The organism is Aeromonas bestiarum, from assembly GCF_000819745.1.
Lineage (GTDB): Bacteria > Pseudomonadota > Gammaproteobacteria > Enterobacterales > Aeromonadaceae > Aeromonas > Aeromonas bestiarum.
In genome coordinates this window covers 545296-565125 of the sequence record NZ_CDDA01000015.1, presented here as the reverse complement: position 1 = coordinate 565125, position 19830 = coordinate 545296, and the positions used below count along the sequence as shown (strand labels likewise).

Sequence of the window (19830 nt, the reverse complement as noted above, 5' to 3'; positions counted from 1 at the left end):
CAAGATGCATATTGTCAAAGTCTTGCTGGCAACGATAAATAGCTCGCGCTATTGCGACCTGAGCCATTACCAAGGCCTTGCCAGTTAGTCGTTTCTCTGTTTTTAACGCTCCTTTATACATGAGAACAAGGGTGTCTTCTAATCTAGTTCGTTTGAAACGAATTACTAGGTCGTCATATTGAAATGATATGATACTTATTGCTTCGGGATGTATATAACTAATGTTTTGGTTACAAGCGGCCCCTCTTTACTGAGGGGCCCGTTGTGCTGGATACAATACTTTTTATGACCTATAATTAATGAATTGGATTTGCTAGTACATCAAGTAAAGAGTGAGCCACCGGTCTTATGAGGTCAGATATCGCATCATAGCCATGAGCTGGAATACCAGATGTGACAATTATTTTATTAAGTAGATGCTGGCAGAGATTTTGTATTTCCTCGTCAAGTTTCCCTGTAGAAGCTAAATATCTGGAGAAACTCGAAATCTCATTTTCCGTCGGGTTCGATGCCAACCAAGATCCAATCAGTGAAGCAAACTCTTCGTCGCTCCCGATCCTGGATTTGATAGCATAGTTAATCCTATCTTGAAAATCCCACAAAGAATGATTAGGGCGATTGATCATTCTTTTAACTATAGTTTTAAGCTGCTTGCTTTCAAAACGAGATACAGCAAGAATGATGGATGGTGCATAATTTTCTAATGTATCTTCTTCGATTAAGATTTGTTTAGCAAAACTATCCAAACTAGAATTATTGGGATCATAAATCGCCATTGCAGAAATGCCATGTTGAAAATTAGAATCTTGTAGCACCTTCAGCAGTTGACCTAACAGATCTGAGTTTCCACCAAATTGATCTCGTAAAATATAAGATGCTTCAAAATATCTCTGATAGCTTGGCCATGTTGCATTGGAGTTTAGATCTTTAATATTATTTATACATAACAAACAGTGTTGCAAGAGCAAATCACTTTTGGGAAGTTCTTTGGAAAGTGCCTGTAATTCTTGGAGCTCAAGGCATTTCGTGGAGCTTATACAATGTTCGATAAATTTCTGCCGTAGAGCAGGGCTACTAGAAACGTATGGAGATATAAGTGTCCAAAAATGAGACTCAGAAGAATGATATCTTAATCGAGAGAGTGTTTTTTGATCAAAGCTTTTATCAAGATCCTCCCAGTGTTCAGCTATCAACCTAAGTAGAGCTTGAGACTCGCGGCTATAGTAACCGAAAGAAATATCTAAAGGCTGATTATTCCATTTAAGTTTCGCAAATTGTTCTGTAGCACCATATGTGATCAACCCGGCAAAAGCTGCCGCACGGCGCTCATCGTGGTCATATCCTACTGCGATTGCGTCTGAAAGTAATCGATTTATTACTTCTTGACGGTTAGTATCATTGGGATACGACGCCTGATAATTTTTTATAGCTCCCTGAATTTTTAGTTGACCATCTACTTCCATGTCATATTTTCCAAGTATTTCTTTGGCTGTATCATTACGATCAAACTCATTCGATGCAGCATCGATGATCTGCTGTCGCATAGTTATCGTGAGCGAGCCGACTTGTTCAGAAATTTTTCTTTGGATATTTGGTTCATCATGATACACAGTGGCTAGTAGGGCAAGTGGAGGATTACGCCCTTCAAGTTTCGACAAGGCAAATTTCTTTACACTAGGTTCATCCGGACATAATGCAATCAAGCCATTGGAAGCCGAAAATACAGTTTCTGGTCTATTTAAAAGTGTGGCAACCAAAAATTCAACAATATCTTTATCGCTCCTGATATCTAACTGGCTGAAAGCAGATAATAATAAATCGGCTCTAACGTTTTCATTCTCTTTTGTGATTCTTAGCAGTTCCTGAATGCATGCTTCGCGATCTAGCATTTTAGGGTACAAGCTAACTACATGCTGCTTTCGTTCATCTGGCCAGTTTAGAACCTCTTGGATTAAATCGCTAACGTCAGGATGGTTAGCCGCCCATCCTTCTAACAAGGGGGCCAAGCTCCAAAAAATAGAAAAGCCTTTAGCGTTTTTAACCTTATCGATTAGATGTTGTCTGATCCGGGAATCTTCAATCTTATTGAAGATAGGTCGCATGACATACTCTTGATGTTCCATCTTCGTAGATATCGCAGTGAGAATAAGTTGTTCGCGAATTTCTTGGTTCCCGTCAGAGAATCTCAAAATCCACTCCCAATCTCCTCTTAGCATCGTAATAAATGGACGTTCTGATTTAAGCTCGTGTAGAATCCAACCACACACTGAAGGATTATGTACATCACTATTGATTAGATATTTATATGCCACATCTCTATCAATATCATTGCGATGGCTAATAGATCCATTTAACGTATTAATACATATCTTGATAATTTCATGGTTATTCCTCCATCCCTGTATCAAACACTGCCCGGCTAACCCCATATGGTGATAGTCAATTCCATTTTGCCAGGCCACAAAACTGAGCAAATCCTCCAGATCTACGTCCGAATGAAGAGTTAGCTGCACTTTACACCAAATAGCGCTTAATCGAATAGATTTATCTTTCGCAACTGACGCACTATCAAGTAAGTCAATTAAAGCAGGATTATTCGGCCAACCGATTGTTAGAGCCTCTAAAACTATCCCCACAACAGGCAAGTTTGTATCACCGCGGAGCAATGATATTAGCCACCGTTCAACCTCGGAATTTTCTTTGTAGACTGTGGCGAGGGTTTTAACTGCTGCTCGAGCATTTTGGACATTATCGTCTTTCACTCCATGCTTTAATATATTGAGCAAGTTTTCTGAACGTGACCAATTCGATAGTGCTTGATAAAATTCATGTAAGTATTCTTCGCTTCTAATTCCCCAGCGGATGATTGTTGTGGATGTTTTTTCTCTAAGAGTTGGGTTATAAACCCCTTCTAGGCTAGCGGCTAGGTGTGCACTTCGCTCACTTATCCAGCCAGCACCCTCGATTATTTCTAAACTGCGATCAGCAAGCTTAAGGGCCGTTGGTTTATTTATTTCTGCACCACCAAACACTACATCAGCGAGAAGTAGACGTCGCTGCAATGCCCCAATGGCATCATGCTCTGGTTCGTCGATAACCCTAACAATTTGCTCAGCCTCAGACCTTCTATTATTTCTAGCGATCAAATCTCCGAACACGCTTCTCCAACGGAAGTTACTCGCGTTTGCCCGCACAAATTCTAAAATACGTTCTATCGGCCAGCCATGAATATGAACGGATGCCAAATATTCTTCCAAACTGGCATGCACGAACCCCACCTCTTCACGTCCTTTTTCGACAAGCAGTCCCATCGTCTCAGAATTCACTGAGAGTATTTCATTAGCAACTTGTAATGCTTCTCGGGGCGAATAACAGAACCCTTCTGGATCAGTGAGAAATGCTTTTATACAATGTCGGGCTAATTGGATGGGATACCCGGCATCACCGCCCTTCGAGCGGATTTCGAAAGCAAGCGCGGCAAGCGCTTCACGGCGTACGTCAATTGAAGCAGCTGAAGAGAAACGCGGCACTACATCACCGGCCGCTGTTGCTCGGCTATATGGATGAAGTTCTAACAAAAGTTCTGTTAACTGACTCAGCGCTTGTACTTTGTTTATGGGTAAAACAATCTGACGCACAGCGAGTGCAATCAACCCTAGCAATAGAAGAGGCGTTTCTGCTAATGTTGACAATCCCCGTCCTTTATGTAACTCCTTAAAGAATCGGTTTGTCTGCCAGAGCACTGACTCCTCATTAGGGGAATAACCATTATTTAGGACAACATTTCGTGAAAACCAAATAGTTGCAATTTCTCTTTGCTGCAACTTTGATAACGGTGCTAACAGCCCTACTGCCCAGAAATCAGGAATTCCTCCTATTTTCGAAAGCCCACCGGGTCGAGCGCTAACAACAACAGGTATGCTATGTGCAGATACTATAGTCAACAATGCTTGCAAAGTAGTGCGCGCCGCCTGCTCATTAGCCCACTCGTCAAGACCATCAACAAAAAGTACCACCCGTGACTCATCGATAGCCTTATCTATCAATGTAACTAAGTCTGCAGTTAACTGCTGCTGCCATGTAGCCCGAATTAATTCTTTAATACCTACTGCTTCTACATTGGCTTCAGTGAGCCGCACCCATTTCGCAAATGAGATGAATAAAGGTAAGTGACGTCCCCATTTCTTGGCTACGTCAGTAAACCGCTGCTGTTGACCGAGTAGATCAAGTGCCAGACATCTCAACACCGTGCTTTTGCCTGTTCCCGCATGACCAATCACCGCGATCTGATCAGATTCTGCTAGCCAGCTTAAGATTGGGGTACGTCGGTATTGTTCAGTTTTGCGACCTTCTTCCTTAGTATTCAATTGTGAAGATGTGTCTGCCAGTTGGAGGTCATGCGTAGGTGCCGTCAGTTCACGATCCTGTGTTTTTGCCAAGTGATTTAATACATTTTCTTTCAGCAAAACGTCTGGTGTGGAGAACCGTTCCAGCAGGGAGATGGGAGCATTGGGCTGATTAGAGAATGGCGTTGGCGCATTGACGGGAATCTTATCAAGAAGTTCGAATCCAGCTTGATAAACTCGTTGCAATTGCACTCTAACCTTTTGGATTTCAGTTCCATCCAACTTAAGGAGAAGGTCTGCATTCACCGTATCCCCAAAAAATTTCTTAGCGCATTCTCGCCCAAAAAATTCCAATACGATGTCAGGATGACTGCGTAAAGCTGTACATAAATCATGCCCGCCAAGAACTTTCAAAATTATACCTTGGGCACGGAATTTATCTGCCTGCTCTTCGATTGCATTCTGTAAGTTGACATCATCCACTGGGCATTGTACAGCAATGATAAATTCCTCAGTCTTACGCACCCAAGCCCCGGATAGAAAAGTCGAGCAAGCTTTTTGTAAATCATTTTTAGAATAATTCTTGTAGCACTTCGCTTGCCAAGCATTGTATTTACTGTTGCGTTTTCTAGCAAAGATGTCTATACCCTGCTGTGCTTGTCCAGTTCTGCCATACAAACTATGGTATTCCACATCTGCATCCTTGCCAGCTAATCGATAGCACAGTTTCTCAAAGTTCTCCCAGCGCAGATCACTAAATGGTAGTAACTGCAAAACCGTTTGAACTGGAACAAAAGGGGGAACGTGACTTGCTGGCGCAGTAATCGCAGTCTCTACCGTACTTTTCGGGTCCATAATTAGGTGTCGCTCCAATTATCAGATTAGGAATTCAAATAGAGGCATTATTTGATTCAAGCCGGAAATGCCTTGTAAGTTGTTCATACGATAGCGAATTGTGAGCCTCCAGTCGAAGGGGGATGCTAGTTTTTGCCACCTGTCGGTGGCTAAATTGTCTCATACGTGAGTTGCACGAGTTGTTCTCCACTCTTGACTGAATCGCCCCCAGTTCCCTAGACACCTCACAGCCTTAAAATGAGGCAACTATTGGAGGTGTTATGACCCGTCAGCGTTATCCAGAAACATTCAAAATCGAAGCCGTTAAACAAATCACCGAGCGCGGACGGCCGGTGGCTGACGTTGCACGCGCCCTTAGGGTATCCAGCCACAGTCTGTATGCCTGGCTCAGGCAGTACGCTAAGCCCGCTGACCAGCAGTTCGAAGAGTCTGCCTTGCAAGCCGAGATCCGCCGCCTGAAAGCCGAACTGCGCCAGGTCACCGAGGAGCGCAATATTCTAAAGGAGGCCGCCGCGTACTTTGCCAGCGAGTCAAGGAAAGGTACGCGTTCATAACCTCCCGACTCGACCGGTACAGTGTCGTTACCCTGTGCCAGACCCTGGGGTTCACCGAATTGGCTTCTACGCGTGGTTGAAACAGCCCGCATCGCCACGACAGCAGGAGGAAGAACGACTGACCGGATTGGTCAAGCAATCCTGGCTGGAAAGTGGTGCTGTCTACGGTTATCGCAAGATCCATCGCGACCTTCGTGACGCAGGGGAAGCCTGCGGCAAGCACCGTGTGGCCAAACTAATGAAGCGGGAGGGACTGCGTTCGCAAACGGGCTATCAACGCCGCAAGGGGCATTATGGAGGCAAGAGCACGCAAGCTGCCCCAAACACGCTGGCACGTCAGTTTAAGGTGCCAGCCCCCAACATCTCCTGGGTGACTGACATTACCTACATTCGCACTCAAGAAGGGTGGCTGTACCTGGCGGTGGTGCTCGACCTGTTCTCTCGCCAGATCGTCGGCTGGGCGATGAAGTCACGCATGACGGCAGACTTGGCGGTGGATGCGTTATTGATGGCCGTCTGGCGGCGCAAGCCCAAGCAGCCGGTACTGGTGCATTCGGATCAGGGCAGCCAGTTTACCGGTGGTGAATGGCAGGACTTTCTGAAGGCCCACAACCTGAGTTGCAGCATGAGCCGACGGGGTAACTGTCACGACAACGCGGTCGCCGAGAGCTTCTTTCAGTTGCTCAAACGGGAGCGGATCAAGCGCAGGATTTACGCGACAAGAGACGAAGCCCGCAGCGATGTGTTTGATTATATCGAGATGTTTTACAACCCAATCAGACGTCATGGTTCCAATGATGGGCTGTCGCCGGTAGAGTTTGAAAGGCAGTTTATTTTTCAGCAACAAAGTGTCTAGAAAACCAGGGGCGATTCAATAGCCGCAGTGTGGGGCTGGATGGTTCCAGACGTTTCCAGTCCAGCGATGAAACTCAGTGCAAAGTAATCGCAGCCGTTGTATCGCAATGCGCGAGCGTGGGTGGAAGAATATTGAGCATTCACTCGCGGCAAGCCGTTAGGGACGTGTTGTCGATCCTTAGCGCTCACTCAGGCTTCGGGACTGCTGTGCTTCAGATCAAACAGTCGATTTGCTGGCTCAAGCTTGGGGCTTGCCAGCGGGTGAAGTCAAGCACAGCCTCGAATTCAATTCGAGACAGCTATTGAGTCTGATCATGTGACCTCTTGATGATTTTTACTCGGCTGTGTTCTTAAAGTGATGAAGATATAATCTCACTTCTTCTCAACAGCTTAAGATGCTATGCCATGTCCCGTCGTTACCAGTTGACGAATATCCTATGAGGCCTTGTCGACCCCTGTCTCCATATCACTGCATGAGCGGAAAACGTCCTACTCGCGAGCTACGCTAGGTGCTCACATCTTATGGGGTCTCTATAGCGTTGCCTTTTGGCGAGTACTACCAGAACGTTTCACCCATGAGATTCGATCTGCAACACCTTTAGACGATTGCAAAGTTCTGTCGTGATAAAATAACCTACAGGTAGGGGGAGGTGATTCAGAAGGCCTCCAAATCCCAATGGCGGCCATCGATTCTCGGTGCTGTAGGGTTAAAAAAGGAATATTACTATGAAAGTGGAAGTCATTGACGCGACCAAACAGGTCGCCGATATTCTCTGTGGTGTTTGTGGTCGCAGTACGACAACTTCGTGTGGCACGCAGGAATACGGCACGTTGGAAGCCAACTGGGGTTACAGTTCTGTGCACCACCATGGTGAACGCTACCAGGTGTATTTGTGTGAAGACTGTTTTTTTCAGACGTTGGCAAATTTAAGGCAAGATCATCGTTTGCAAAACATGTTCTCAGAGAACTATCAACCTGCAGATCCTGACACCTTTGGGCGAGTTAGCGAAAACTAGGTAATTATCTAACAGATATTACAAAGACAGTAGGGGAGGGATCTTACTGATGCCGTCAAATATTAATTAAATGATCAATAGCACGGATTAACCAATGCCAGAAAGAAGACGACGCATTTCTTCTTCAGGATCGTATTGTTTTACTCTATCTTGGGTTTTTAGTGTATGGTTTATTTTACGCGTGAGACCAAGATGTGTATTGTCAAAGTCTTGCTGGCAACGATCAAGTGCCCGTTCTATAGCGATCTGTGCCGTTACTAAGGCTTTACCTGTTAGTAGTTTCTCCACCTTGTTTAAGGCCCCTTTATACATAACCTCAAGGGTCTCTTCTGATTTAGCCCGTTTGAAACGAAGTACTAGGTCATCATACTCAAATGACAGCACACTTATCTCTTCGAGAGAAGCTACTTTGCCATTAGTGTTTCTGGGTATTTTCATGAGTATATAGTCTTATGTTTAGAGCTAATTAACAGTCCACTTACCGCCTTCGAGTTAAACATTAATTATATCCTGAATTTTGCACTGCGTTCGGCTAATTAGTAGTTCGTTCAGATGATATAGTATATACTTGGATGTTCTACATGCAACAATAATATTTCAATATTAAAGTATGCGGTGAACCGTTTAATTTGTTTATGGAATAATACCATGCTTAATTTGACCGATAAGGTCCATAACAGCCTCAACTCCAGGAGGGGTGCTCAACATTAGTATGGGACTCTCATCACCCAAGGCTCTGGAAGGCGACTTAAGCCACTGAATTGCAGTTGAAACATCTCCATCAAAAAGCTGCAAAGCCGCGTCCAATGTTCTTATGAATACGTATAGTCTTATGCTTTGCTCTGATGATAAAACGTTCTTGCTCTGTATTTTTCCCTTGGTAAAGGTGACGTTAGCTAATTGGCAAATCGTGATTTCATCGATTTGCATCATGATGGACAGTTTTTTCACGATCTCACATGAGAGCCCAGCTAGAGTCTCTTTGTGCGCGTCAACAGGCTGCTTAGGCAATGACAATGTGTCCAGAAGGCCATCTGGCTTTCCAACTAGATTCTTGGGGGGGTTGTAAGAGGTTCCAACATTCATAGCTGCCTCGTGTGTATCACAAAATTCATATTATATAGACAGTGGATTACCACCCTATTCTAGGCACACTTCCTGTTCAGGTTGTTTAAGCTGCTTCCTCATCAGGTAATGTGCCACATTGAGCGTAGATGGCAACATTGCCGCTATCCTAAACGAAATATCAACCTAGCGAAGATTTTCCGTTGATATGAGCAAGGTGCAGCTCCTCGGCGCCGAGCACGAACTCCGGGCTGTCGGTGAGGCGCTCGACCGCCAGATCGATGAAGCGGCGTACCCGGGCGGGCTGGGCCGCACGGCTGCCGTAGTAGAGAAACAGGCTGTACATGTCTGTCATGTGGTCGAGCAGCAGGGGAACCAGGCGGCCGGCCCGGATGTGCGCCGCCGCCGTCGGCCCGGCGATCTGGCCTATCACTTCTCCCGCCAGCACGGCGCCCAGCTCCACCGTCTCGTCATTGGTGGAGATCGCCGGACGAACGAGATGGTCCTGCACGCTCTCCCCAAGCTTTACATGCCAGGGAATAAGGTGGCCGGTGCCGGCATGACGAAACACGCTGCAGCGGTGCACGCCCAGATCGTGCAGCGTTTGCGGCACCCCATGTTTGCGCAGATAGGTGGGGGAGGCGCAGATGATGAGCTGCAAGGGAAACAGGCGGCGGGCGATCAGCCCATCCTGTGGCGAGAGGCCGATCCGCAAACCCACATCGACCCGCTCCTCCACCCAGTTGCCGATGCGGTCATCGAGCTGTACATCGGGCTGAACCTCGGGGTAGAGCCGGCAGTACTCGTCCAGCACTGGGCCTATGATCATCTGCGCGACCGAGCGGGGCCCCACGATCCGCAGCGGGCCGGCGAATGCCTCCCGGGTCTGCCTCGCGGCCGACAGCGCCTGTTGCAGGCCGAGCAGGGCGGGTTGGGCCGCCTCCAGGAAGCGCTGGCCCTCTTCGGTCAGCGACATGCTGCGGGTGGTGCGATGGAACAGCCTCACCCCGAGATAGGTCTCCAGCTGCCTCAGTGCCTTGCTGGCGGCCTGAGGGGAGATCTGCTGGGCCTCGGCGGCCTTGCTGAGGCTGCCGAGTTCCACCGTGCGCACGAAGGTGGTGATGGATCTCAATTCGCTGATCATGCTCTTTCTCGTCGATTTACATCATTTAGTTGTAACTGATTCATCCATTTGCCGTCTAGTTCGATGTTTGTTGCCCATTTATAGTTCAGTCCATCGAGATGCCACCCGGCATGTCCCCGGACAGCGAGACGAGCAAGATGGACAATTTCAGCTTTTACAACCCGACCCGGATCGAGTTTGGCACCGGCAAGGAGCGCCTCATCGGCGAGATCCTGGCCCAGCACGGCATCAAGAAGGTGCTGCTGGCCTATGGCAGCGATCGCATCAAGGGCGATGGCCTCTTTGCTACCGTGAGCGCCAGCCTGGGCGAGCAGGGGATCCCGTTCGTGGAGTGCGGCGGCATCGTCAGCAACCCACTCATCTCCAAGGTGCGTGATGCCATCGCCCTGGCTCGGGAGCAGGGGGTCGACGCCATCCTCAGCGTCGGCGGCGGCTCCGTGCTCGACAGCGCCAAGGCCATTGCCGCAGGCAGCCTCTATCAGGGGGATGTCTGGGATCTGTTCGTCGGCAAGGGGCAGATCGAGGCGGCGCTGCCGGTGTTTGCCATCCTGACCCTGGCTGCCACTGGCAGCGAGATGAACAGCGGCGCCGTGGTGACCAACGATGACACCAAAGAGAAGTTCGCCATCAACTCGGTGCACACCTTCCCGAAAGTCTCCATCGTCAATCCGGCGCTGATGCAGACGGTCTCCCGGGACTATCTGGTCTACTCGGCGGCGGACATCATAGCCCACTCCATCGAGGGCTACTTCACCGCCAAGGTGCAGCCGACAATCCAGTCCCGCCTGGTGGAGTCCGTCATCGCCACCGTGCTGGAGACCACGGAGCAGTTGCTGGCAGACCCCGAAAATTACCACGCCCGCGCCGAGTTCGCCTGGGCGGCGACCCTGGCATTGAACGGCCTGACCTATGCGGGGACGTCGGGCTTTGGTTACCCCAACCACATGATCGAACACGCGCTCTCCGCCCTGTTCAATGTGCCCCATGGCGCAGGCCTGTCGGTGGTGATGCCCGCCTGGATGAGGTGGTACCAGGGCCAGAATCCGGCTCAGTTCGAGCGCTTCGCCCAGCAGTTGTTCGGCTTGAAAACCGCCGAGGAAGGCATTGCCGCCCTGGAGACATGGTTCGACAAGATTGGCACGCCGACCCGCCTCTCCCAGCTCGGCATCACGGAGGCGGACCTGCCCGCCATCCTGGAGAACCTCAAGGGCAACGCCCGCTGGTTTGGTCTGGCCGAGACCTACACCCAGGAGGTGCTGGCCAGCATCCTTCGCAATGCCATGTGAGTGGCGGTGCCTCTCGCTCCGGCGTCAGGAGCGAGCCGCGAGTCGCCAACCATCACACCAGGCGGGTGCCAGGCACCCACACCATGGCGCTTTCCCAGGAGAGCGCCTTCCAGGAAAAGGGATCCATCATGCAAACACGTACTTTGGGTAACAGCGGGCTGACGGTGTCGGCCATCGGTCTGGGCTGCATGGGGCTGAGCTTTGGCTATGGCCCGGCCACGGACAAGGGGCAGGCCATCGCCCTGATCCGCCGCGCCCATGAACTGGGTGTGACCTTCTTCGATACCGCCGAGGCCTATGGCCCTGGCGATAACGAACGGCTGCTGGGGGAGGCGCTGGCCCCGTTCCGGGACAAGGTGGTGATCGCCACCAAGTTCGGTTTCAAGAACGGTAAGGTGCCCGATGGGCTGGACAGCCGGCCGGAGAATATCCGCGCCGTGGCCGAGGCCTCTTTGCGCCGGCTCAACACCGATGTGATCGATCTCTTCTATCAGCATCGCGTCGATCCCGATGTCCCCATGGAAGAGGTGGCTGGCACAGTGCGAGACCTTATCCAGGAGGGCAAGGTGCGCCACTTCGGTCTGTCCGAAGCCGGTGTCGACTCCATTCGTCGTGCCCACGCCGTGCAGCCGGTGGCGGCGCTGCAGAGCGAATACTCCCTCTGGTGGCGCGAGCCGGAGCAGGCCATCCTGCCGCTGCTGGAGGAGCTGGGCATCGGCTTTGTCCCGTTCAGCCCCCTCGGCAAGGGCTTCCTGACCGGGGCCATCAAGGCCGATACCCGTTTCGATGACACGGATTTTCGCAACCAGGTCCCACGTTTTGCCGAGGGGGCGCGCCAGGCCAACCAGCATCTGGTGGAGGTCTTGAGCGACCTTGCGGCCAGCAAGGGGGTGACCTCTGCCCAGATCGCGATCGCCTGGCTGCTGGCACAAAAGCCCTGGATCGCCCCCATTCCCGGCACCACCAAGCTGCATCGGCTCGAGGAGAACCTGGGCGCAGCCCGGGTGGCACTGAGCGCCACCGATCTGGGAGACATCCAGCGTGCCCTGGCCGGGATCAAGGTGGAGGGGGATCGCTATCCGTCACACCTGCAGAAGAACGTGGGTCGCTAAGGCAGGATCCTCAACAGGAGTCTCATGAATGCAGACCCCCTCTGTACTCTCTCGCGCCGTTCCAAGGGGCCGGCGCTCTCTCTGGTTGCTAACAGGAGCCGTGATGGCAGGCATTATCTCCTATGTATTGAAACCGGGCCTGCCCGCGCACCCTGACTCCTCCCAGTATCAGGGGGGTCGGTTCAGCAATGTCGTGGCACTGCCGCAGCGCAGCACCTGGGACGGGGTCCGGCTCTGGTGGGATTTTCTGTTCGCCAAGCCTGAGGGCACAGTGCCGGATCGCGCCATCCCGGTGCAGGCCATGACCCGGGAGGGGCTGATGGCCGCCCCGGACAACAACGTGTGGCGCCTCGGCCACTCCAGTCTGCTGTTCAAATTGCAGGGCAAGTTCTGGCTGACGGATCCGGTGTTCAGCGAGCGCGCCTCGCCGGTGCAGTGGTTCGGTCCCAAACGCTGGCACGCACCGCCCATCACCCTGGATGCGCTGCCCCCCATAGAGGCGGTGATCCTCTCTCACGATCACTACGACCACCTCGATCATGACGCCATCCTGGCGCTGCAAGAGAAGGTCAACCACTTCATCACGCCGCTCGGGGTAGGGGCGCGCCTGGTTGCCTGGGGAGTCCCCCGGCACAAGGTCAGGGAGCTGGATTGGTGGCAGAAGATCCGGGTCGGCGGCATCGAATTCATCGCCACCCCGGCCCAGCACTTCTCCGGCCGTGGCCTTGGGGATGGCAACCAGACCCTGTGGGCCTCCTGGGTCATTCGCGGGGAGGGGGCCACTCTCTTCTTCAGCGGTGACAGCGGCTACTTCGACGGCTTCAAGGAGATTGGCAGGCGTTTCGGCCCGTTCGATGTGGCCTTCCTCGAGACCGGGGCCTACGACAAGCGCTGGGAGTACGTGCACATGTTGCCGGCGCAGACGGCGCAGGCGTTTCACGATCTGCGCGGGCAGTGGCTCTATCCAGTGCACAACGGCACCTTCGATCTGGCCATGCACCAGTGGGATGACCCCCTCGAGCAGATAGTCCGTCTGGCAGCCGAGCAGCAGATCCCATTGACCACCCCGATGATGGGCGAGCCCCTGAACGTGCTGGCCCCCCACGAGGGCAGCGCCTGGTGGCGCCAGTGACACATTTTTTAAAACGCAGGAGTCGACAATGAACCCAATATCCGCCACCACGCTCGCCGCCGCCATGGCGCTCGGCCAGGCCGAGGCAAAGGAGCAGACGATACAGGTATTTTCCCCGGGGCAGGTGCCTGTAACCCAGGGTGCCAGCGAGTTCTTCGTCGGGGATGTCTATGTGGATCAGCGCTATCAGGGCACGGCGCCCGCCGCCATCTCCGGTGGTCTGGTCAGCTTCACGCCGGGGGCGCGCACCGCCTGGCATACCCATCCCCTGGGCCAGACCCTCTACGTGGTCAGTGGGGTGGGGCGGGTGCAGATGGCGGGAGCGCCTGTCCGGGAAATCCGGCCAGGGGACCTGGTGTGGATCCCGGCCGGGGTGAAGCATTGGCACGGTGCGGCGCCAGATACCCCCATGACCCACCTGGCGCTGGCAGAACAGCAGGATGGCAAGGTGGTGACCTGGCTTGAGCAGGTGAGCGAGGGTGATTATCGCGCCGCCGTCGCCGGGGGGCGGGATTGAGCATGCGGGGGAATAACAGTCAGCCCGCGGCCGGACCGGCACACCCGGGTAGCCTGCCCGAACGCGCTCATGCCCAGGAGCTCAGGATCCTGATCATCCTGAGCGCCTTGATGTCGTTTGCCTCCATTTCCACCGACATGTACCTGCCGGCGCTGCCGCAGCTGGTCCATGACTTGAACACAGACATGACCCAGATCGAGCTGACCATCTCGACCTTTCTGATCGGTTTCAGCCTGGGACAGCTGTTCTGGGGGCCGGCGAGCGATCGCTATGGCCGGCGCCTGCCCATCATGCTCGGTATCGGACTCTTCATCCTGGGCTCGGTGGGCTGTGCCCTGGCCGAGACAGCCCCTCAGATGCTGGTGTGGCGCATCATTCAGGCCCTGGGGGCCTGCGCCGGCCCCGTGCTGGCCAGGGCCATGGTCCGTGATCTCTATGCCAGGGAGCGGGCGGCCCAGATGCTGTCGACCCTGATCCTGATGATGGCGGTCGCGCCTCTGCTCGGGCCGTTGCTCGGGGGACAACTGCTGCTGTACTGGTCCTGGCGAGGGATCTTCTGGGTGCTGGCCATCATGGGGGTCGTGGCCCTGATCGCCATGCGCTACCTGCCCGAAACCCTGGCACCGGCGAGCCGCAGCCAGGCGTCTCTGGCCGTGACAATGAAAGACTATGTCGCCCTGGCGATGGACGGACGCTTGCTGCGCTATGCCCTCGCCGGCGGCTTTTACTACGGCGGTTGCTATGCCTTTATCGCCGGAACCCCGTTTGCCTACGTCGATTACTACCAGGTGTCGGCGCAGGCCTATGGCCTGCTCTTTGGCGCCAATATCCTGGGGTTGATGGTGCTGAATTTCGTCAACACTCGCCTGGTGGCGAAATGGGGGCCCGAGCGTCTGTTTCGCTACGGTGCCTGGGCTGCCGCCGCCTCCGCTCTCTGGCTGGCCCTCGATGCCTGGTGGGGATTGGGTGGGGTCGCCGGGTTGGCCGTGCCCATCTTCTGCTACATGTCGGTCAGTGGCTTCATCGTCGCCAACTCGGTGGCCAGCGCCCTGGCGCTCTTCCCGAAGCAGGCGGGCGCGGCCTCTTCCCTGGTCGGTGCCATGCACTACGGCAGCGGGGTGTTCAGCGCGGCCCTGCTCGGCTGGTGCACCGATGGCACCCCCTGGACCATGGGCTGGATAGTGGCTGTCGGGGGAGTGGGCTGCCTCGTCTTTGCACTGTGGCGACGCACCGAGCCCGAGGCGTCTTGCGAGCCGATGTCGCAACCCGAGCCGGTGCGATGAACTATCGACCTATTTACATCAACAGCAGGATAAGCAGGCTCGGCATTGGCAGAGCCTGTCCCGGGAGATGACATCTATGGATAACCTTCACACCCCGTCACTCAGGTCACAGGCTGGCCGTCTGCTGCCCGTGTTGGCCCTGGCTGCATCCTGTTTGTCTGTCAGCACCCGTGCTGCAGAGGCTGGGGATGTCAGCCAAAACAAACTGGGCATGACATTTGTCTATATTCCGGCAGGCAGCTTCACCATGGGAGCATCTGCAGGCGATCCTGAGGCGATTCGTAGCGAGATGCCCGCCCATGAGGTGACTCTGACTAAACCCTTCTGGCTTGGCCGTTTTGAAGTGACCCAAGCCCAGTGGGAAACGGTGATGGGTAGCAGTCCCTTCGATGAGAAGAGTCGGTCCAATTCCTTCTATCACTTGCCCGGTATGGCGGACCGTATCCGCCAACCCGATCATCCTGTCACAGCATCCTGGCTGGATGTACAGGCCTTCATTGATCGCTTGAACGTGATGGAGGGCCGCAAGCGTTACCGGTTGCCTACCGAAGCCGAATGGGAGTATGCCGCGCGTGCCGGCACGAAGACGGCTTATTCGTTTGGTGACGATATGCGCCAGCTAGGGGGGTACGCCTGGTTTGGTGAGAATTTCATCAGTGGTGGTACTCACCCAGTAGGCAGCAAGAGACCCAACCCTTGGGGCTTGTACGACATACACGGCAATGTGTGGGAGTGGGTAGAGGATTGGTATGCAGAGGACTACTACGCCCACAGCCCGAATGCGGATCCACAAGGGCCTGCAACCGGCACGCAGCGGGTTGTGCGTGGCGGCAGTTGGCACCAGAGTGCGACCAGTTGGCGTTCAGGGTTCAGGCGTAGTTATGACCCTGACTATCGCGGGATCAGCATAGGGGTGCGCCTGGTGATGGCGCCCTGATAAGGGGCCGTCATCCCCAAAAAGGACCTTTTGGCGGCGATCGCGAGCGTCGTGAAGGAGGGGGCTCGTGGGGTGTTAGATATCCTCGCTGGTGTATAGCCCACTGTGTTCATCGGATAACCTTGTATAAATGAGAGTCAATCTTCTCCCACAGATGGGGGATGGAATGAGAGAGGCAATATCATGGCTAAAAAAGAAGTGGTTGTGCTGGTCGGGGCCGGGTCCATTGGCCAAGCCATTGCAAGGCGGGTAGGGGCAGGCAAGCATGTGGTACTGGCGGACATCAGCCAGAAAAATGCAGAGGCAGCGGCCAAGACCCTGGAAGAGGCCGGTTTTGACACCAGCGTGCTGGTCGTGGACCTGTCGTCACGGGCGTCGATCATCGAGCTGGTGCAACACGCCCAGAGCCATGGCTCCGTCATGCAACTGATCAATGCGGCCGGTGTCTCCCCTTCCCAAGCCAGCGTTGAAACCATCCTCAAGGTTGACCTGTATGGCACTGCGGTCTTGCTGGAAGAGTTCGGCAAGATCATCGGTGAAGGGGGATCAGGAGTTGTCATCTCGTCCCAATCGGGTCACAGGCTCGGCAACATTCCCCCCGAGGAGAGCGAACAACTTGCCATGACACCCACGGAGGCGCTGTTGTCACTCCCGTTGATACAAGGCATCGGCGATACCCTTAAAGCCTACCAATACTCCAAGCGCTGCAATGTGTTGCGGGTCATGTATGAGGCGACGGCCTGGGGCAAGCGTGGAGCCACTATCAATTCGATCAGCCCAGGTATCATCATCACGCCGCTGGCCAACGATGAACTGAAAGGACCCCGTGGCGAGGGGTACAGGACCATGTTGGGCCTGTGTCCCGCAGGCCGGGCGGGCACGCCTGACGAGGTTGGGGAGCTGGGGGAGTTCTTGATGAGTCACAAAGGGCGCTTCATGACGGGAACCGACTTCCTAATCGATGGCGGCACCACCGCCAGCTACTGGTACGGCGAACTCCAGTATCTGAAGACGACGCACTAGCTTGCTTGGGGTGAGAGAACAAGGTGCATCGATGCACCTTGTTCTTGTTGCATTGAGGGCCAGCAGGTTAGCTGATACAGCTTGCGCAACGAACCTACCAGAGTCTGTGCCGTTTCCTTGACCAGTGCAGTGCCTGATCCGGGCTAGCGATACACCGTCAGATGTTCTTGTCGAAGAAGGCATCGATCCGGCTCATCGCCTGATCCACGTAGCGAGGCACCCAGTAGGTTTCAATGTGCGTCGCCCCCTCGATGAGGAACAGCTCTTTATGGGCGGTGCCGGTGGCTTTCTTGAAGGCGCTTTCGGTCATGTAGCGCGAGTCCGCCTTGGTCCCCGCCATCATCAGCAGCGGTTGATTGATGAGCTCCATGTTGCTCTGGGCATCGAAGTTCATCAGGTCGAGCAGGCTGCTGGTGGTGTAGCGGAATGTCGAATTGGGATGGGCATGGGTCTTCCAGTAGTACTCGTAGCCTTGGCGGTACAGCTCGAACGGCAGCTTGGCTATCTGTTCGTCGGTCAGGTTGGCGTCGCCGGAGTAGCTCACCTCACCCGTGGTGACCTCTCTGGTGCGGGCATCGGTGGCCTGCTTCAGGCGCTCCTGCACGGTGGCGAGTTGAGAATCCTGATATCCGTTGCGACGCACCAGCCCGGAGTCAAACATGCTGAGGGTCGCCAGGGCCTTGAAACGCTTGTCGGTCTGGGCCGCTTTCAAGGAATAACCGCCACCGCCGCAAATGCCAAGCAGGCCGATGCGTTCCTTGTCAACGCCGGGGTATTGGCCGAGGTAATCCGCCATGCCGTGAATGTCCTCGATGCGGTTTGCCGGTTTATCGACGCTGCGGGGCATGCCTCCGCTGGCCCCCTGGTAGGCGGCGTCCGCCGTGATGGCGATGTAGCCTTGCTCTGCCAGGCGCTGGGCATAGAGGCCCGCGACCTGCTCCTTGACCCCTCCGTTGGGGTGGGCAACGACCACGGCCGGGTAGGTTTTGGCGGGATCATAGTCGGCAGGGGTATAGACATTCGCGGCTATCTGGATGCCATGCAGGTCATATTTCACCGGGTGGAGGTTGACCCTGCCCTGGATGTTTTCGGTGATGGCCCCTTCATAGGCCAGGGTAAACGGATTTTGTCTGTGATCGGCGGCCTGGGCGGTGGTGGCAAAGCCTGCCAGCGCCGTCAGCACCATGGCATTGAGAAAGGTCTGTTTCATGTGGACTCCCGAGGGTAAGCGCGGCCTGGCTCCAGAGGCACGCGGTGGATATTGCCGGACAAGGGTAAGGGGAGGGGGCTGTCAGCCCCATGACGGGGAAATGACAATGCGGTCAGTCAGGTGGTGGCCTTGGCCTGGATTTCTGACACGGCTGTCAGCTTGCTGTCAGGGGAATGTTGGTAACGAATCAATAGGATGTGGCAATACGAAGTGGTCTTCGTCACCCGTCTGGTCATAAAAGGAGTCTCTTATGGAGAGCAAACCAGCAGTGTTTACGCCCGATGTACCCGCGATGCCGGCGCGACGCAAGTTGCTGATCGCGGGGGCCGGCATGGCCGCGGCTTCGTTGATCCCCCAGGTCAACGGGGCTCAGCCATCCCCACAGTCCCATGGCGCAGGCGCAGGTCAGCCCGTTGCCGGGCCAGGAAGGCGCAAGCTGGGCGGACTTGACGTCTCGGCCATCGGGCTGGGGGTGCAGAACATGAGCCGCAAATATGACACATCCGTCCCCTGGCGCCCTGAAATGGTCAACATAGTGCGCAGGGCCTTTGATCAGGGGGTGACGTTCTTTGATGCCGCCGAGGCCTATGGTCCCTTCGAAGTGGAGCGGATCCTGGGCGAGGCCGTGGCACCCTTCAGAGACAAGATCGTCATCGCCACCAAGTTTGGCTGGAACATCGATCAACAGACCGGTGAGCGGCGTCCCGGGCTCAACAGTCGGCCCGAGCACATCAAGCAAGTCGTCGACGGCATGCTCAAACGCCTGCGCACGGATCGTATCGACCTGCTCTATCAGCACAGGGTCGATCCCCTGGTGCCTATCGAGGATGTTGCCGGCGCGGTGAAAGATCTGATGGATCAAGGGAAGGTGTTGTACTGGGGCCTGTCTGAAATGGGGATCGACACCTTGAAACGCGCCCATGCAGCGCTCCCCGTCACGGCGGTTCAGAGTGAGTACTCGATGTTATGGCGGGGGCCGGAACAGTCTGTGCTGCCGACCTGCGAAGCGTTGGGGATAGGGTTTGTGCCGTGGAGCCCGCTGGGGGTGCAGTTCCTGACTGGCTGGATCGACAAGAATACCCGCTTTGCCCCCGGTGATTTCCGGGGGACGGAATCGCGCTTCGCACCCGAAAATCTGGAGCATAACCTTGGGCTCGTGGCCGTACTGAAAACCTGGGCTGAACGCAAGAGTGCGACGCCCGGGCAGATAGCGCTGGCCTGGTTGCTGGCCAGGAAACCCTGGATTGTGCCTATCCCGGGCACCACTAACATGGACCACATGCTGCAAAACACGTCGGCAGCGGCGATCCAGCTGAGCGCTGCCGAGTTGACGGAGCTCACCCTATCTCTGAATGCCATCGTCATCAAGGGACAGCGTCTGCCGGACGCGGTGCAGGCCTATTCCGATGTGGACGCACCGCCGAAGCGCTGACTTGCTGGCCGCTGGCGGGATGAATGGAGGTAGGGCCCCGTCGGCACCCTGTTCATGCTGTC

General features: G+C 54.4%; 14 protein-coding genes and 1 pseudogene. 10 read left to right on the top strand and 5 right to left on the bottom strand.

What is annotated here, in order from left to right; translation table 11 throughout:
* Positions 1 to 296: 296 nt before the first annotated feature.
* The gene (locus BN1118_RS21150; RefSeq protein WP_084214063.1) at positions 297 to 5201 is read right to left on the bottom strand and encodes an NACHT domain-containing protein; all 4905 of its coding nucleotides are present in this window, start codon (positions 5199 to 5201) and stop codon (positions 297 to 299) included.
* Between the two features lie 260 nt (positions 5202 to 5461).
* Between BN1118_RS21150 and BN1118_RS09655 the strand changes: the two are divergent.
* Positions 5462 to 6611 (top strand): annotated as a pseudogene (locus tag BN1118_RS09655) (IS3 family transposase).
* 725 nt (positions 6612 to 7336) lie between these two features.
* On the top strand, positions 7337 to 7627 hold the full coding sequence (locus BN1118_RS21140; RefSeq protein ID WP_084214061.1) for a hypothetical protein: 291 nt from the start codon (positions 7337 to 7339) through the stop codon (positions 7625 to 7627).
* A gap of 87 nt (positions 7628 to 7714) precedes the next feature.
* Here the strand turns inward: BN1118_RS21140 and BN1118_RS21665 are convergent, their stop codons facing one another.
* From BN1118_RS21665 to BN1118_RS09645, 3 genes are all read right to left on the bottom strand, one after another.
* A complete protein-coding gene (locus BN1118_RS21665) occupies positions 7715 to 8065 on the bottom strand; it encodes a hypothetical protein (RefSeq protein WP_156994869.1) in 351 nt (116 codons plus the stop codon).
* A gap of 195 nt (positions 8066 to 8260) precedes the next feature.
* The gene (locus BN1118_RS09650) at positions 8261 to 8713 is read right to left on the bottom strand and encodes an antitoxin Xre/MbcA/ParS toxin-binding domain-containing protein (protein ID WP_052449177.1); all 453 of its coding nucleotides are present in this window, start codon (positions 8711 to 8713) and stop codon (positions 8261 to 8263) included.
* Positions 8714 to 8873: 160 nt separating this feature from the next.
* Positions 8874 to 9836, bottom strand: a complete 963-nt coding sequence (locus BN1118_RS09645; protein ID WP_084214059.1) for a LysR family transcriptional regulator — start codon at positions 9834 to 9836, stop codon at positions 8874 to 8876.
* Between the two features lie 137 nt (positions 9837 to 9973).
* On the opposite strand from BN1118_RS09645, the gene BN1118_RS09640 reads away from it, so the two are divergent.
* From BN1118_RS09640 to BN1118_RS09610, 7 genes are all read left to right on the top strand, one after another.
* A complete protein-coding gene (locus BN1118_RS09640; protein WP_043555887.1) occupies positions 9974 to 11122 on the top strand; it encodes an iron-containing alcohol dehydrogenase in 1149 nt (382 codons plus the stop codon).
* Between the two features lie 128 nt (positions 11123 to 11250).
* Positions 11251 to 12234 carry an aldo/keto reductase gene (locus tag BN1118_RS09635; protein ID WP_043555886.1) on the top strand — a complete coding sequence of 328 codons (984 nt, stop codon included), beginning with the start codon at positions 11251 to 11253 and terminating at the stop codon, positions 12232 to 12234.
* 103 nt (positions 12235 to 12337) lie between these two features.
* A complete protein-coding gene (locus BN1118_RS09630) occupies positions 12338 to 13366 on the top strand; it encodes an MBL fold metallo-hydrolase (protein WP_052449176.1) in 1029 nt (342 codons plus the stop codon).
* 28 nt (positions 13367 to 13394) lie between these two features.
* Positions 13395 to 13883, top strand: coding sequence for a (R)-mandelonitrile lyase (locus tag BN1118_RS09625; protein WP_043555751.1), 489 nt, complete (start codon positions 13395 to 13397; stop codon positions 13881 to 13883).
* A gap of 2 nt (positions 13884 to 13885) precedes the next feature.
* Positions 13886 to 15166 (top strand): Bcr/CflA family multidrug efflux MFS transporter, encoded by a 1281-nt coding sequence (locus tag BN1118_RS09620; RefSeq protein WP_084214057.1) that lies wholly within the window; start codon positions 13886 to 13888, stop codon positions 15164 to 15166.
* A 76-nt stretch (positions 15167 to 15242) separates the two neighbouring features.
* Positions 15243 to 16103 (top strand): formylglycine-generating enzyme family protein, encoded by an 861-nt coding sequence (locus tag BN1118_RS09615; protein ID WP_052449175.1) that lies wholly within the window; start codon positions 15243 to 15245, stop codon positions 16101 to 16103.
* A gap of 183 nt (positions 16104 to 16286) precedes the next feature.
* A complete protein-coding gene (locus BN1118_RS09610; protein ID WP_043555750.1) occupies positions 16287 to 17126 on the top strand; it encodes an SDR family oxidoreductase in 840 nt (279 codons plus the stop codon).
* A 157-nt stretch (positions 17127 to 17283) separates the two neighbouring features.
* Here the strand turns inward: BN1118_RS09610 and BN1118_RS09605 are convergent, their stop codons facing one another.
* A complete protein-coding gene (locus BN1118_RS09605; RefSeq protein WP_043555749.1) occupies positions 17284 to 18336 on the bottom strand; it encodes an alpha/beta hydrolase in 1053 nt (350 codons plus the stop codon).
* A 250-nt stretch (positions 18337 to 18586) separates the two neighbouring features.
* On the opposite strand from BN1118_RS09605, the gene BN1118_RS09600 reads away from it, so the two are divergent.
* Complete coding sequence (locus BN1118_RS09600) at positions 18587 to 19768, top strand: aldo/keto reductase (protein WP_244463594.1); 1182 nt, start codon at positions 18587 to 18589, stop codon at positions 19766 to 19768.
* The last annotated feature ends 62 nt before the right edge of the window (positions 19769 to 19830 follow it).

Excerpts from the sequence above, each read along its gene's own strand:
- BN1118_RS09640 (WP_043555887.1), top strand. The coding sequence starts at position 9,974 with ATGGACAATTTCAGCTTTTACAACCCGACCCGGATCGAGTTTGGCACC.
- BN1118_RS21150 (WP_084214063.1), bottom strand. The coding sequence starts at position 5,201 with ATGGACCCGAAAAGTACGGTAGAGACTGCGATTACTGCGCCAGCAAGT.
- BN1118_RS09630 (WP_052449176.1), top strand. The coding sequence starts at position 12,338 with ATGGCAGGCATTATCTCCTATGTATTGAAACCGGGCCTGCCCGCGCAC.
- BN1118_RS09615 (WP_052449175.1), top strand. The coding sequence starts at position 15,243 with ATGGATAACCTTCACACCCCGTCACTCAGGTCACAGGCTGGCCGTCTG.
- BN1118_RS09610 (WP_043555750.1), top strand. The coding sequence starts at position 16,287 with ATGGCTAAAAAAGAAGTGGTTGTGCTGGTCGGGGCCGGGTCCATTGGC.
- BN1118_RS09635 (WP_043555886.1), top strand. The coding sequence starts at position 11,251 with ATGCAAACACGTACTTTGGGTAACAGCGGGCTGACGGTGTCGGCCATC.
- BN1118_RS09600 (WP_244463594.1), top strand. The coding sequence starts at position 18,587 with ATGGAGAGCAAACCAGCAGTGTTTACGCCCGATGTACCCGCGATGCCG.
- BN1118_RS09620 (WP_084214057.1), top strand. The coding sequence starts at position 13,886 with ATGCGGGGGAATAACAGTCAGCCCGCGGCCGGACCGGCACACCCGGGT.
- BN1118_RS09645 (WP_084214059.1), bottom strand. The coding sequence starts at position 9,836 with ATGATCAGCGAATTGAGATCCATCACCACCTTCGTGCGCACGGTGGAA.
- BN1118_RS21140 (WP_084214061.1), top strand. The coding sequence starts at position 7,337 with ATGAAAGTGGAAGTCATTGACGCGACCAAACAGGTCGCCGATATTCTC.
- BN1118_RS09625 (WP_043555751.1), top strand. The coding sequence starts at position 13,395 with ATGAACCCAATATCCGCCACCACGCTCGCCGCCGCCATGGCGCTCGGC.
- BN1118_RS21665 (WP_156994869.1), bottom strand. The coding sequence starts at position 8,065 with ATGAAAATACCCAGAAACACTAATGGCAAAGTAGCTTCTCTCGAAGAG.
- BN1118_RS09650 (WP_052449177.1), bottom strand. The coding sequence starts at position 8,713 with ATGAATGTTGGAACCTCTTACAACCCCCCCAAGAATCTAGTTGGAAAG.
- BN1118_RS09605 (WP_043555749.1), bottom strand. The coding sequence starts at position 18,336 with ATGAAACAGACCTTTCTCAATGCCATGGTGCTGACGGCGCTGGCAGGC.